The sequence below is a fragment of the Halomonas sp. MS1 genome, from assembly GCF_024182575.1.
Taxonomy (GTDB): domain Bacteria; phylum Pseudomonadota; class Gammaproteobacteria; order Pseudomonadales; family Halomonadaceae; genus Vreelandella.
In genome coordinates, this window is record NZ_CP098926.1 from 2,525,287 (window position 1) to 2,539,492 (window position 14,206).

Annotated in this window: 13 protein-coding genes; 8 read left to right on the forward strand and 5 right to left on the reverse strand. The window is 51.9% G+C overall.

All coding sequences use genetic code 11. The features are described 5' to 3' along the window. Window positions 1-246: 246 nt before the first annotated feature. Window positions 247-1,251 carry an NADP-dependent oxidoreductase gene (locus NF683_RS11510; protein WP_253920052.1) on the reverse strand — a complete coding sequence of 335 codons (1,005 nt, stop codon included), beginning with the start codon at window positions 1,249-1,251 and terminating at the stop codon, window positions 247-249. Between the two features lie 194 nt (window positions 1,252-1,445). Then, a complete protein-coding gene (locus tag NF683_RS11515) occupies window positions 1,446-1,820 on the reverse strand; it encodes a septal ring lytic transglycosylase RlpA family protein (RefSeq protein WP_089038975.1) in 375 nt (124 codons plus the stop codon). A 316-nt stretch (window positions 1,821-2,136) separates the two neighbouring features. On the opposite strand from NF683_RS11515, the gene NF683_RS11520 reads away from it, so the two are divergent. Together NF683_RS11520 and NF683_RS11525 are read left to right on the forward strand one after the other, a co-directional pair. Next, window positions 2,137-3,570: a hypothetical protein gene (locus NF683_RS11520; protein WP_253920053.1), complete on the forward strand. Its 1,434-nt coding sequence runs from the start codon at window positions 2,137-2,139 to the stop codon at window positions 3,568-3,570. 112 nt (window positions 3,571-3,682) lie between these two features. Further along, complete coding sequence (locus NF683_RS11525; RefSeq protein WP_253920054.1) at window positions 3,683-4,456, forward strand: RsiV family protein; 774 nt, start codon at window positions 3,683-3,685, stop codon at window positions 4,454-4,456. A gap of 4 nt (window positions 4,457-4,460) precedes the next feature. Here NF683_RS11525 and NF683_RS11530 read toward each other — a convergent pair whose 3' ends face one another. Beyond that, entirely contained in the window at window positions 4,461-5,339 is an 879-nt protein-coding gene (locus NF683_RS11530) for a DMT family transporter (protein ID WP_253920055.1), read from the reverse strand. 101 nt (window positions 5,340-5,440) lie between these two features. On the opposite strand from NF683_RS11530, the gene NF683_RS11535 reads away from it, so the two are divergent. The 3 genes from NF683_RS11535 (at window position 5,441) to NF683_RS11545 (ending at window position 7,328) form a co-directional block, all read left to right on the forward strand. Further along, the gene (locus NF683_RS11535; protein ID WP_253920056.1) at window positions 5,441-6,313 is read left to right on the forward strand and encodes a LysR substrate-binding domain-containing protein; all 873 of its coding nucleotides are present in this window, start codon (window positions 5,441-5,443) and stop codon (window positions 6,311-6,313) included. Window positions 6,314-6,350: 37 nt separating this feature from the next. After that, window positions 6,351-6,545 (forward strand): tautomerase family protein, encoded by a 195-nt coding sequence (locus tag NF683_RS11540; protein ID WP_089038970.1) that lies wholly within the window; start codon window positions 6,351-6,353, stop codon window positions 6,543-6,545. A 225-nt stretch (window positions 6,546-6,770) separates the two neighbouring features. Then, complete coding sequence (locus tag NF683_RS11545; protein WP_089038969.1) at window positions 6,771-7,328, forward strand: cytochrome b; 558 nt, start codon at window positions 6,771-6,773, stop codon at window positions 7,326-7,328. Between the two features lie 22 nt (window positions 7,329-7,350). Here the strand turns inward: NF683_RS11545 and NF683_RS11550 are convergent, their stop codons facing one another. Together NF683_RS11550 and NF683_RS11555 are read right to left on the reverse strand one after the other, a co-directional pair. Next, complete coding sequence (locus NF683_RS11550) at window positions 7,351-9,144, reverse strand: diguanylate cyclase (protein WP_253920057.1); 1,794 nt, start codon at window positions 9,142-9,144, stop codon at window positions 7,351-7,353. A gap of 141 nt (window positions 9,145-9,285) precedes the next feature. Continuing rightward, the gene (locus tag NF683_RS11555; protein ID WP_089038967.1) at window positions 9,286-10,152 is read right to left on the reverse strand and encodes a LysR family transcriptional regulator ArgP; all 867 of its coding nucleotides are present in this window, start codon (window positions 10,150-10,152) and stop codon (window positions 9,286-9,288) included. Between the two features lie 173 nt (window positions 10,153-10,325). Here NF683_RS11555 and NF683_RS11560 point away from each other — a divergent pair, with 173 nt between their 5' ends. From NF683_RS11560 to NF683_RS11570, 3 genes are all read left to right on the forward strand, one after another. Beyond that, the gene (locus NF683_RS11560) at window positions 10,326-11,606 is read left to right on the forward strand and encodes an imelysin family protein (RefSeq protein ID WP_253920058.1); all 1,281 of its coding nucleotides are present in this window, start codon (window positions 10,326-10,328) and stop codon (window positions 11,604-11,606) included. 77 nt (window positions 11,607-11,683) lie between these two features. After that, window positions 11,684-13,123, forward strand: a complete 1,440-nt coding sequence (locus tag NF683_RS11565) for a di-heme oxidoreductase family protein (protein ID WP_253920059.1) — start codon at window positions 11,684-11,686, stop codon at window positions 13,121-13,123. Between the two features lie 49 nt (window positions 13,124-13,172). Beyond that, entirely contained in the window at window positions 13,173-14,204 is a 1,032-nt protein-coding gene (locus NF683_RS11570; RefSeq protein ID WP_253920060.1) for an imelysin family protein, read from the forward strand. Window positions 14,205-14,206 lie beyond the last annotated feature (2 nt).

Here is a 14,206-nt window from a genome sequence, read left to right on the forward strand (position 1 = left end):
AAGCCGCTTGGTAAAATTAGAAAAGCGACAGATCTGCAACGTGCCCTAACCCATTGGCAGTGGTGATGGGTTAAAACACACATTGATTATGGGTAATTTTAATAATCAATTCACTTTTGGTCTAATCATTTGCTTGCTAAGTAGTGCTGCAAACCAAAAAGCCGCGCCTGTTACCGTGGCGCGGCTTGTTATTGAGGTAGGAAATAGTGAGGTAGCAATGTGGGGTTAACTTGACGTAAGCATGGCTTAGTCAGTGAGCTTCACCAGCATTTTGCCGGTGTTGCCCCCTTCAAAAAGCGCTAAAAAGGCATCCGGTGTGCTTTCAAGACCCTCTTTGACGGTTTCTTTATAGGCTATATTGCCTTTCGCTACCTGAGGAGAGACTTCATTGAGGAAGTAGCGATAGCTAGACCAGTGATCGGCAACAATAAATCCCTGCATCTTAGCTTTGCGTACCACCAACTGGGAAAGGTTGCTCGGCCCTGGTGCCGGTGCTTCGGCGTTATAGCTGTCAATCATGCCGCATACAGCAATGCGTGCACCGTCATTGAGTTGACTTAGCGCTGCTTCTAAGCAGATACCACCAACGTTCTCAAAATACACGTCAATGCCATTAGGACTAGCAAGCTTAATAGCGTCGCTGAGCTCCTGTGCACTTCGGCCTTGGTAGCTAACCGGCTCAACGCCCAATGATTCAAGCCATGCAAGCTTGTGGGCAGCCCCAGCAATGCCAACCACGTGGCAACCTTTGGCTTTCGCCAGCTGTACAGCAAGCGAGCCAACAGCACCACTGGCAGCGCTTACCAGTACATTGTCGCTAGGTTTACACTCGGCAATAAGGTTCAAGCCTGTCCATGCCGTCATACCTGGCATGCCTAATACACCTAGATACGCTTGTTCTGGTACGTCACTGTCTGGTAATGCCGTGACACTGTCGCCTGGCACCTGCGCGATATCGCGCCAACCGCCCATGTGGCTGACTTTATCGCCTTCCTTAATGGTTGGGTGGTTAGACGCAATGACCTCGCCAATTGCACCACCTTCCATCGGCTTGCCCAGCTCAAAAGGGGCGACATAGGTGCGCAGCCCTGTCATTCGCCCCCGCATATATGGGTCAACGGACAGCCAGCGATTGCGAACCCTTACTTCACCTTCGCCAAGGTCGGGGAGTTCCTGGCTTTCCAGTGAAAATAATTCGCGCTTTGGTAAGCCGGTGGGGTAATTCGTTAAGGTAAAAAAGCGAGATTGCATGGGTGCCTCCTGCATGTGTGATTTAAACAAATCTCCTTGCAGCATAGAGACCATTAGCGTGCTTTCAAGTTCGTCGAAGAATTAATTTGTAGTGCAATAAAAAAGCGGCTCTGGTGAGCCGCTTTTAATTAAGCTGAATCTTCTGCAACGCTGTTTGTTTAAGGGGTATCACACGCTTGCGGGTGTGTTATCCGTTAATCGACCAGGGTGATCATGACGGGTGCAACGCCGCGTCTAATCATGCCGAGTTGGCGAGCTGCCCGTTTTGATAGGTCAATAATACGTCCCTTAACAAAGGGGCCGCGGTCATTAATCAGTACCTCAACCTCCTGGCCAGTATCAGGGCGGGTAACTAGCACCTTGGTGCCAAAAGGAAGCGTTGGATGAGCAGCCGTTAGCGCTTGTTGGTCAAAAGGTACGCCACTGGCTGTAGGGGAGCCCTGGAAGCGATCGCTGTAAAAGGATGCGATTCCCTCTTGAATTTCTGTGGCAAATGCATGACCAGTGGAAAAGAAGGTGAGTAATGCCGCAGCACAGCTCGTGCGGATGAACCGTTTAGATGCTCCCATTGGAGTGCCTCAGTTTACATTGTGCCGATTCTTTATGTGTCGGAGTATTTACCGATATCTGCTCCGATAGTAACGTGGTCATTTTAATACGGCAAGCTTTACGAAGATCGATGCAATTGGCTTCTAAATTAAGATTTTTTGCAACTTTCTTCAGTGCCGTTGTGATTCAGCAAGTTAACGAAGTGTGGTCGATGTAACTCGGCGGTGTCATGTGTCTGGTATAAATTTTAGATAAAGGCTCACTTTACTCAGATAGGCATCATATAATTAGCACTCGCTAGGTTTTACATGTTTGCCAATAAACAAGGATGCACCTATGGCTAAGTCTTCTTCTCTAACGCTAATTTTGGTTGCCGCCGGTGGGGTTGCTGTTGGGTTGTTAGCCGCTCAGGCGGCGCCCAGTTTTACATCAACGGCAAGCGCCGCAGAACCTACCAGTGCGGAGCAGGGGCAGGTTTCCCAAGCATTAGCAGGGCTCGAAAGTATTACGCTAGGTGAGCAAACTAGGGGAGAGATTACCTCGGCAGCGGAGCTGAACGGTAATGATGGTAGCCGCTATGTGCGCTATGTCATCAATCTGGAAGAGGACTCGTTAGTCGAGTTTTCTCTCAGTGGTGCCTTAAGGGGAGTCGTTGCTCTCTATGACGATGGGCTGCAGCTGCTGGAGAATGCCGAGACCGTTCGTCATCGTATCGAAAAAGATGGTCAATACGTAGTGGCCGTCAGTGGGGCGGATGCAAGCAGCTATGGCCCATTCACCCTTAATAGCCGTACGGTTGAGCTGAGCGATTCTGACACGCTGACCATTGGCGAGCCGATGGATAGTTGGCTAGGTGGCACGTCACGGGAAGTGACGTTAACCGTTGAAGAAGAAGGTATGTATCAAATCGAGATGCGTGCCGATGAATTTGATGCGTATCTGGAGCTGTCTGGTCCGAACGGCTACAACCGTGAGGATGATGATGGCGCTGGCAACTTGAATGCACGTATTTCAGACTTTCTTGCTCCTGGTGATTACACCGTCACCGCACGTTCTGCCTTCGGCGAAGGGAGTGGTCTTTTTACGTTGAGTGCGGAGCCACGTGAATTGCCTGACGATCTGCGCAATGATGGGAGTGTTGTGCCCAGCGAAACGCTGAATGGTTGGTTTAGCGGCCAGGAGCGAAGCTATCAACTAGAGATCGAAGAAGCGGGTATGTATCAAATTGATATGCGCTCAAGCGATATCGACTCTTATCTGGTGCTGGAAGGGCCAAATGGCTATTTCCGCGAAGATGACGACAGTGCTGGCAATCTGGACGCCAGTATTGCCGACTTTTTAGCACCGGGCAGTTATCAATTAACAGCACGCACGGCGTATGGCTCCGATAGCGGTTTGTTTACGCTTTCAGTAGAGCCGCGTGAATTGCCGGAGGGTGTAGAGCTGCGTAATGAAGGTGAGTTAACACCTAATGAAACGCTCAATGGCTGGTATAGCGGTGAGCCGTTGACCTATGAACTCACCTTAGAAGAGAGCTCTTTGGTCAGGCTTAGCATGCGTTCAAGTGACTTTGATACGTATTTAGAGCTAAGTGGCGGCGGCGATGCTTACAGCGATGATGACGGCGGTAGCGGCACTAACTCGCGTTTAGAGCAGGCGCTTTTGCCGGGCACCTACACCGTTATTGCACGTGGTTTCGCTGTTAGCGGCAGTGGTATGTTTGAGCTGCAAGTCAATGCAGAGCCAACAGAGATGCAGCCTGACGCGTAATTTAGCGCACGTTGTATGATGCAACGCCCTTGCTGGTGACAGTAGGGGCGTTTGCTTTTGTATTCCTATTTACGTGGCTTGAAGGTGCCTACGTTATTCACAAGGAGGTTTTATGCTGCGCTATTCATTCGGTTTAACGGTGATTGGTTTATTGTTATTAAGTGGTTGTCAGTCGTCGGATGATGCTTCTGCAGAGTCACTTGCGCTTGCTTCCAAAGCGGTTGAAAAAGAGTACATAGCACCTGAGTGTCAGGCTGAACAGTGCTCTACCGTCACCGTGTCTGCGCTCGCGTTTCCGCAATCTGCAGAGCTAACGGAGCAGTTACAAAAACGGCTGTTAACGCTTGCAATGGGCATTACTGAGGAGGATGCATTGCCAGCTGATAGCTGGGAGGCCTATGCACAAAACTTTTTTGAGCTAGCTGAGGAAGATAATCGCACCGCACCGGGAGCAATGACTAGCGAAGCGATGTTAGAAGCTAAGGTTTATGGGCAGCACAACGACTTATTGATACTTGAACTAAGTAGCTACGTTTATCATGCGGGGCAGGCGCATGGTTTGCCAATGACTGAGTTTATGGTGATAGACGAGCGTCTGCAGCGTGTGGTTGATCCAGACGATATGTTGTTGGAAGGCCAGCAGGGCGCTTTTCAAGCACTGCTTGATCAGGCCCACCAACGCTGGATAGAGGAGATGGGCCATGATGAGCAGTTTGCCCTCAATTGGCCGCTCAGCGAGAGCCGCAACATAGCCCCGTTGGCAACTGCCTGGGAAGTTAAATACAACGTCTATGAAATTGCCCCTTATGCAGCCGGCCAGCCTGTTCTGACGATCCCCCTTGATGCGCTGGAAGGTATCGCAAAGCCTCGCTATTTAGGTCAATAGTGTTTTAGCGGCTTGCTTTTAAACAGCCTACGACGACCAATAAGGCGGCCGTTGGCAGTCGCCAGTCAAACACGCTGACGCCTGCCAGTACCAGTAGCAGTGCCGCTAGGATCGGTACGCCATAGGCAAGGCTGCCGACTAGGCTGGCTTGGCCAAAGCGTAGTGCTTTATCCCAGGCCACCATAGCGATGCCGTACGGCCCAAGCCCCAGCGCGATACCCGCCAACAGAGCCTCACCCTGCGGCATGATGAAGGTTCCTTCCACTATCAAGCTGGCGCAGGTTGCAACAGCGCAGGCGATCATAAGTAACCGCGGGAGCAATGGTGTTAGCGATACAGGAGCTACTTGCCCGAGCCAGGAGTAGAGCGCCCAGCAACAAGCCGCCAGTAGCGCTAACCCATACCCTGAAGCAGCCCCGCCAAAGCCGCCACTTAAGGCTTGCGGCAGTAACAAAATAGCGGCACCCGAAAAAGCAATTAGCGCACCTGTCACGCTGGTGATGTGCAGACGACCAAACCGGCTCCATTGGCTTAATAGTACAAACAGCACTGGCCAGGTGTAGGTGATCAAAGCGGCTTCTGCGGCAGGTGCTAGACGCATGCCAATGTAGTAACTGCTAACAGCACCAACGATCAATAGTGGTAGGCCAAGCCATACGCTAATTTGCCAGCGAGGACGGCAAGCCGCGACGTTAACGCGACGGCTGAGTGGCAGCGTCGCTAGTGCACCTGCCAGCAGCGTAAGTGCGGTGAGCTGAAGCGGAGAGGTATCCCGAGCGAACTCTGCTAATAGCGGCGCTATGCTCCATAACATCACCGCCACAAGTGCTGCGCATACACTGTACCTGGGGGATATGACGGCCGGGGAATGAACGGGATGCATAGCATCTCTCCTTGCGTTAAACCTGAGACGCGCAGCATACTCAGTAAACACTCATCACAATATCGATCTTTTATGATCATTATTATCAATAATGGTGATGTATGCGCGCACCAACATTTGACTTAACGCTACTTCGTACGCTGGTTACTATTGCCGATACAGGTAGCGTTACGGCAGCGGCAAAGCGGCTGGCGTATACCCAGTCAACAGTGAGCATGCAGTTACAGCGTTTAGAGGCGCAGCTTGATGTGAGTTTGCATGAGCGAGCTGGGCGACGACTACGTTTCACCCCAGAAGGAGATCGTTTGCTGGTACACGCGCGCCGCCTATTGGCACTCAATGACGACGCGTGGAGTGATATGCAGGCGCGCCAGATAACGGGCGATTTAACGTTGGGTATTCCTGAAGACTATGCGTCGCTATTGCCGTCAGTATTTGCGTACTTTCACCAGCTGTATCCTGCGGTGGGGCTAACCGTAAAGTGTGGCACTAGTGCTCATTTAGTCGAACAGGTCAAAGCAGCAGAGTTGGACTTAGCGCTGGTGACTCGCCAACGAAATTCGCCAGGAGGCGATGTGATTCGTCGTGAGCCACTGATGTGGGCGGTAGGGGTAAATCAGCAGCCTTCGCTAAGTGACCCTATTCCGCTGGCGCTTTACTCTCCCGGCGCTGATGTTTTTCGCGAGGTTGCTGAGCAGGCGTTACAAGGGGCTGGGCGTGATTGGCGCGTTGCGTATACCAGCCAGTCAATGGCGGGTCTTGCCCCTATTGTAACCGCGGGGTTAGCCGTTGTTGTGGTAACGCGTAGTATGTTAACCCCCTCGCTGCGCCCGCTGGATGACAGTAGTGGCCTTCCTGCCTTGCCAATGATTGAGCTAGCGCTCCATCGTGCTCCACACCGTCCTTCTGAGCCTGCGCGGCGTTTAGGAGAATTGATTCGCGAACAGCTAGCGGCACCTAGTGAAGCGTTATAAGGTGTTGCTTTAACATGTTCATTGATAGGAAGCTAAGATGCCTATAGTCACTATCCAGCAATTCCCCCGTGATCTTGCGCAAAAGCGAGAATTGGCAAAGCGTATTACTGACGCGTTCTGCGATGTGTATGGTACCGACCCAGTGAGCGTGCAGGTGTTTTTTCAAGAAGTAACCCAGGAAAATTGGTCCAAAGGCGGCCAAATGGGGGCTGATTGTGATACGGCTCAGTGAGGGGCTCGATAATTTAGGATCCTCTGATTAATGTTATGAGCGTAGGCCAGAAAAGGCAAAAATCAACGAAAAAGCGGAGTTTACGAGTTGTAAATGAGCATTTTGAGGCGATTTTTAACGCAGTATGGACAAGCGCAATAGTTAATCAGAGGTTTCTTAGTTTTTCTAACGCAACCTGACTGAGCTAAGCTAACTACCATGACGCGAATGAGCCAGGAGTTCTGAATGCACGAGCTAGATCACTATATTTATCCTCACCGAGTGTTGCATTGGCTAGTGGCAGTCGCCGTGCTGCTGTCATTGGCAAGTGGCCTGACGCTTGGCTTCCTGGGGTATGAGCGCGCCGTTGATTTGCTTGGGAATGCGCTTACCAACGTGCTCTATACCAGCCATAAAACCTTAGGCGTGACGATACTGTTGCTAATGACGCTGAGGATTATTACGCGGCTAGCTTTTGTTGTGCCCGACCACGAACCGCCGCTCAATGCCTTCGAGCGAATTATCAGTACTAGCGTGCATCACTTGCTTTATGCGGGGCTAGTGGTTATGCCACTGATTGGTTGGACAGCCACTGCTACCGGCGGCTTTCCTGTTGAGTTTTTTCAATGGCATTTGCCGGGGGTGTTGGGCAAAAACGAAGCGCTTTCGCAAACGCTGTTTGTTTGGCATGAGCGTTTAGGGTGGGCGTTAGTTGTGCTTATTACGCTGCATATTGCGGGTGCTCTATTTCACTGGCGAATCAAGCGCGATAACGTTATGAAACGTATGAGCTTGTTTGACTGATGTAGTTTACTATCCGTTAAGATCACGCTGAACCATAGCCATAGTAACGGGTGGTTTGGCGTGACTTGACGGCGTACATCTGGCTATCTGCTTCACGAAGCAGGCTGGCTAACGTATCGTTATCTGCATAGCTAATACAAATACCGATACTGACGCCTACGCTAACTAACGTGCCATCAGGTAGCTTGATAGGTGAGCGAACGGTCTGTTCGATACGGTTACGCATCTCCTCTAACGCAGTCTGATCAGTTATCCCCTCCAGTAAGAGAATAAACTCGTCGCCGCCAAAGCGCGCGCAATGATCACTCCCACGTGCGACGTGCACGAGACGCTTGGCAATTTGCTGAAGCACGAAATCGCCTACCTCATGGCCATACTGGTCGTTAATTGGTTTGAAGCAGTCAAGATCACACATGACCAGTGCTAAAGGCGTATGCGTTTTTCTACAGTGTTCAAGAGCCGCTTCTGCGCAGCGTGTCAGCCCGTTGCGGTTAAGCAAGCCGGTGAGCATATCGTGATTGGCTAGCTTCTCTAGTGCCTGAGTACGAGCGGCTACTTTTGCTTCTAGAACAGCTTCCTGTTTTTTGAGCATTGCGACGGTTTCTGCTTGAGCACGCTCTTTTTGCCATTTTAATTTATTAAAACGTGCGGCCAGTGCGAAAGATAGCAGCAACATCTCAATGGCTGAGCCGATTTGTATTCCGTGAAGGGTTAGGAAATTGGCGGGTAGAATACTAAGGTTTCGAAGTGCAAACACGCTAGCCCCAAGTAGAAATATTGACCAGGCGAGCACAAAAATACGGGCGCTAGGCACGCGGTGCCAACTGCAATAAATACCGCACACGAGCATTAATAGTGAGGCAGCAAACCCTGTTATATCCATTAAGCGTAGGGCGGGTTGAAGTGGCAAAAATATCATCGCTACCAGCGCTATATAGCAGTAGCCGCGAAATAGCGTAATGATGTGATGCCAACGTGGGCAGTAGATGGCCGTGTTAAGAAAACTTTGCGTGAATAGGGCGCCCATCGCAGAAGCAAACGTAAAACCAATCGCTACCAGGCGCGCGGTGTTATCGCCTAGGAAACTCCAAAACATCAGCGTGCCAAGGCCATTGAACGTCAAACTTGCCAGTGTAAACCCGAAGGCAAATAGCGCGTAGTAGAGAAATACGTGCTCTTTAAGCACAAAAAATAGCAGCAGGTTGTAAATGCTTAATGCTAGCAGCATGCCGAAGTAAGTCGCCAGCCAGAAATTATGCCGGTCATTTTGAGTATAAAACGCCTCTGGCGTCATTAAGCTATAGCTCAGAAACTTACTGCCCGTGGCTTTTACCTGGGTATAAAGCGTCACGGTTTCTCCGCCGAGCAGCATCACTGGAAAAACAGCCTGTCGGTGGGCGATTGATCGCTCGTCAATTGGCACGGCGATCCCGCTGTGCTGAACGTCACTAGCGTGTTCTCTCAGCGTATACAGGGTGACATGGTCTAAAAATGGGTATTCGAATTTAACCATCCAGGTGGTGGGGCGGGGCGATGCATTATGAATTTGCGTTTTTAGCCAGACATCGCTTTGTGTATAGCCGAAATGTAGATCAGAGGCGCGACGGACCGGTTTAAATGAAGGAGATAGCGCTAAAACATCGCGTAGGTTTAGTGATTCTAAGGTATTCCAGTAACCGCTTGCTTCATTTAAGTCGTAACGCGCCTGCTCGGGAGAGACGACGATGGTAGCTGCAGCACTTGCTTGTGAATGCCAGCTAATAATAAGCACTAACAAGCCAGCCGGAAGGCGCTTTAACCAACAGTAAGCATCCATAAATATCGCTATTTTGGTTGTTTTTGCGTTGGGCTTTATCGCTTCTAGGTCTTAGTGCCTAGGTTCCCTTGCCTGCCTTGGGCGGGTTTTGCTCCTAGGCAAAGTGTAGACCTCTTTCAAAGCGAGTGGCCGACAATGGGTCTAAAGCATGAGACAGTTCAGACTTTTAGTTAGGCGCTGGACTAGTTGTCCACTGTGGCGCCAAAAATGCCAATAAAGTGGCACGGTAAGCGAGTGGCCGGGGGCGATGCTGACAAGATGGCCTTTTTGCAGCTGGTCTAGTGCCTGCAGTTGTGGAACCATTCCGTAGCCAATGCCTGCGGTGGCGAGACGCACAAACCCTTCTGATGAAGGGCACAGGTGGTAGGGGAAATGGCCGTGATAGCCACACTGAGCAAGAAACTGATGCTGAAGCTGGTCATGAGGGCCGAACACAATCACTGGGGCTTGCTGAAAAGCTTCTGGAGAAAGGCCTTCAGGAAAGTAGCGTTGCACGTAGGCAGGTGATGCTAGCGGGAGATAACGCATCTCGCCTACTTTAATACAGCGAGCGCCCGCGATGGGTGTTGGCGTAGAGCAAAGACAGGCTGCGACATCGCCATCTCGCAGACGGTTAAGCCCAACGTCCTGATCCTCAATAACTAAATCGAGCAATACGCCCTCGGTTTGACAGATATCTGCCACTGCGTTTGCCCACCACGTCACCACGCTGTCAGCGTTGATGGCGATTCTTAGTCGGGTCGTTGCGTTATCTAGCGTAGGTAGCGTCTGCTGTAGGTCGCGTTCTAACAGCTGTACTTGCTGGTAATGGGTGAGTAGCCGCTGACCAGCAGGTGTAGGTGAAAGCTTAGGATGGCGCATTAGCACTGGCTGGCCTAGACGTACTTCCAGTGCTTTTATACGTTGGGAGATGGCTGATTGAGAAAGCCCTAATGTATCGCCTGCTCGTTCAAAACCGCCGCACTCCACCACAGTGGCCAGGGCATGGAGAAGTTTGTAATCCAACATGGCCGTCTTCCCAGGACAAGAAAGTAATGACGTTATGCAAAAGGCGCGTATTTAACAAATAAAAGCGCCATATCTTTATGCAAGTGAGATTGAATATCATAAGTAAATGAATTACATTAATCTGCAGGGAAACGACACTAAACTCTTAATGCCATCGCTTAAAGGACACTGTAATGCCTGTCATCATGCTCCGTCGCCCTCTTGCAGGTATCGTTGCGCTTAGCGCGTTGATGCCTTTAGCCGTTTCCGCTGACGATGCTGTTAGCGCCGACGCTGTGGTTCATCACTATGCCGACTTGGCGCATGCTAATTACGCCGATGCGCTCAATGCCGCCGAGGTGTTGAACGAGCGTATCGACGAATTGCTGGCCAACCCTACTGTTGAGGCTCTGAACGCAACTAAGCAAGCCTGGTTGCAAGCACGGGTATCGTATCAGCAAAGCGAAGTATTTCGTTTTGGCAATGTTGTGGTGGATGACTGGGAAGGGCAACTGAACGCCTGGCCTCTGGATGAAGGCATGATTGATTATGTCGAAAGCGATGGCTATCAGCATGAGCTGGGTAATGAAGGGGCCACTGCTAATATCATTGCCAACGAGCGTATCACGATAGGAGGGGAAGTCCTGGATGTCAGTGATATTACGTCAGAGCTCTTAGCCGACCTTAACGAAGTGGGGGGCTCAGAAGCCAACGTCGCCAGCGGCTACCACGCCATCGAATTTCTGCTCTGGGGGCAGGACCTTAATGGCTTCGAAGCAGGCAGTGGTGAGCGTCCGGTGAGTGACTTCCAAACCGGCGATGACTGCACCCATGGTAACTGCGATCGCCGCCGGACGTACCTGGATGCAGTGTCGGACCTGCTGGTCAGTGATCTTGAGTGGATGGTTGCCCAGTGGTCGCCTGAAGTTGAAGGCAACTATCGTCAGGAACTGCTGGCTGAAAGTGATCAGGAAGGCCTGCGCCGTATGCTATTTGGTATGGGGTCGCTATCGTTGGGTGAACTAGCGGGAGAGCGCTTGAAAGTCGCGCTTGAAGCCAACTCTTTTGAGGATGAGCACGACTGCTTCAGCGATAATACCCACAACTCTCACTACTACAATGGCCAGGGGATTCAGAATATCTACACCGGCAGCTATCAGCGCCTTGATGGCAGTGTGGTAGAGGGCCCTTCGCTGCAAGACTTACTGTCTCAGACAGATAGCGAGCTAGCCGATACCCTTGGTGAGCAGCTTGAAGCCACCATGGCGCGGCTTGATGCTATCAAGCAAGCGGCTGAAGCGGAAAGCTCGCCGATGGCATTCGATATGATGATTGCGCCGGGTAATGAGCAGGGCAGTGAATTGATCAACGAGGCGATTCTCACTCTGGTGGCGCAAACGGCATCCCTTGAAGAAGCCGCCGGTGAGTTGGGGGTTACCTCTTTGCAGCCGGATGATGCAGGCCATCGTTTCTAAATCATTCGTTTGATTTTATGAGCCGTCTGGCAGCTTGGCTGTCGGACGGCTTTTGTCGTTTGTTTCAAGGTATATTTATGTGCCACCTCTCTCGCTTTTTTGCCTTCAGGCGACTCGCTCAATGCTGCCTTTTCTTAGCACTGTTGGCGGCCTCTTTGTTTGTGGTCTCTTTACAGGCGGCTGAATCTCCCGCCATTCAATCGTCGCCGATGAGCGGTGGCGATGGGGCAGTGGAGCAATTTGATCACAACGCTTATTCATTACCGCTACGTAACATGTCGATGACTAAGCGGCTTGATTTCAGCGTCGGCAATAGCTTTTTCCGCAACCCCTGGGTGGTAGCACCTGCCAGTACTGAGGCCCGTGATGGCCTGGGCCCGTTGTTTAATACCAATAGTTGTCAAGGCTGTCATCTCAAGGATGGGCGAGGCCACCCTCCGATGGGAGATGAAACCCCCATCGCGTTGTTTCTGCGTCTTTCGCTGCCTTCCAATCAGGCGGAGCCGGAAATTTTGGAGCAACGGGGCGCGCTCCCGGTACCCAACTACGGTTTGCAGCTACAAACCTCTGCGATTCCTGGCGTGCAGCCGGAGGGCAAACTGATCATTGAGTACCGTCCGCGGGAAGTGGGCTTTGCCGACGGCCATAGCGTTACCTTGCAGGAGCCGCTTTACTCAATTGCCGAACCTGCCTACGGTGAGTTACCGAACACGTTGCTGACGTCGCCGCGGTTGGCGCCACCAATGATTGGCCTGGGCCTGCTGGAGGCGATTCCTGAAGCAGACCTGATGGCTGCAGCCGACCCCAACGATGCCGATGGCGATGGCATTTCCGGGCGCTATAACCAAGTCTGGGATGTGCGCAGTGGCACCACGGTGATGGGGCGCTTTGGTTGGAAAGCGGGTGAACCCAGCATTGAGCAGCAGAGCATGCACGCCTTCGCCGGCGATATGGGGCTAACTTCTCGCTTAGTGCCACAAACGGATTGTATGGTTAGTCAGGGGTGCGATGCCTTTCCTGAGGGTGGAACGCCTGAAGTCAGCGATGAAATTGCAGACTTCATCACCTTCTATGCCTCTAGCCTGGCGGTGCCGATGCGCCGCAACATGGATGATCCTGAGGTAATACAGGGTGCCGAGACATTTAACGCACTGGGCTGCGCAAGCTGCCATACCCCCCGCCATCACACCGCCTCGGATGCCCCCCGAGCGGCGTTGGCGAATCAAGAAATATGGCCTTATAGCGATCTACTGCTCCACGATATGGGCGAAGCCTTGGCCGATCATCGTAGTGAGTTTCAAGCGGATGGGCGCGAATGGCGCACCCCACCGTTGTGGGGTATTGGCCTGACACAAACGGTGAATCCTCGAGCTGGCTTTCTCCACGATGGCCGTGCCCGCACGCTCGAAGAGGCGATTCTCTGGCATGGTGGCGAAGCAGAGGCGGCCACTGAAGCCTATCGACATCTACCCACTGAACAGCGCGCGGAACTTATTCGCTTTCTTGAGTCTTTATGAGCTTTGCAACTCTTCTGTTACGGCTGTCGGCTATTCGTAAGGAGTTAATGTGATTTCTTCTCTTCGTCGTTTGGGGGTGGCGGTTGCGTTTTTAGCGGCCCCCCTTTCTACATTGGTTTCTGCTGATGCGGACACCAATACACCGCGTGATATCTGGCATGGCGCGATAGCGCAGCAGTATGCCGAACTCAGTAATGCCTCTGAGCGCCTGGAGGCTAGTGCAACGCGTTTTTGCCAAGCGCCCGATGAATCGCTCAAGCAGCGGCTTGAAAGCGACTGGCTGGGGGCTTATCAAGCTTGGCAGGCGGTGCGCTTTGTCCAGTTTGGGCCCATTGAGCAGAATAGCCGTGGCTGGCAACTTCAGTTCTGGCCAGACCGCAAAAACCTTGTAGGTAGCAAGGTAGAAGGATGGTTGAGAGCGGACACCACGCCAACGGCCGAAGATATTGCTAGCGATAGCGTCGCGATTCAGGGATTTCCGGCTATTGAGTACTTGCTATATGACGATGCTATGAGTGACCGGCCACTTGGTGAACCGGCTATGTGCGGCTTGTTGCAGGCTATCTCTACTCATCTCGTAGACACGAGTAGCGCACTGGAGCGCGACTGGCAGGCCTTTGGTATGCACTATCGTGATACCCCGCGTTACACCGAAACCACACTGGCTAACGCCATTCAAGCAATCGAAACCCTAGAGCAGAAACGTCTTGGTGAGCCAATGGGGCTACAAGGGGCGCCTGCTAATCGCTATTTAGCGGAAGCTTGGCGTAGCGGTAACTCCATTCGTTTGGTGGAAAGTACGCTTGAAGGGCTGCGTACAGGGTTTCTTCCAGGACTCTCGACGTTGCTGCGCGAAGCCGATGCAGTGCCACTCGCCGAGACATTTCGTGATCAATTGGACAAGACGTTAGCCAAGGCGAGTGATCTGCCTTCGGGGCTGACAACGTCACTGAACGATCAAGCTTTTCGTGACCTGCAGTCGCTTTATCTCAATATTGGTCAGTTGAACTATCTGCTGGGAACCGAAATTGCGGCCGAACTTGGCCTCGTGCGTGGCTTTAATTCTAGCGATGGAGATTGAGC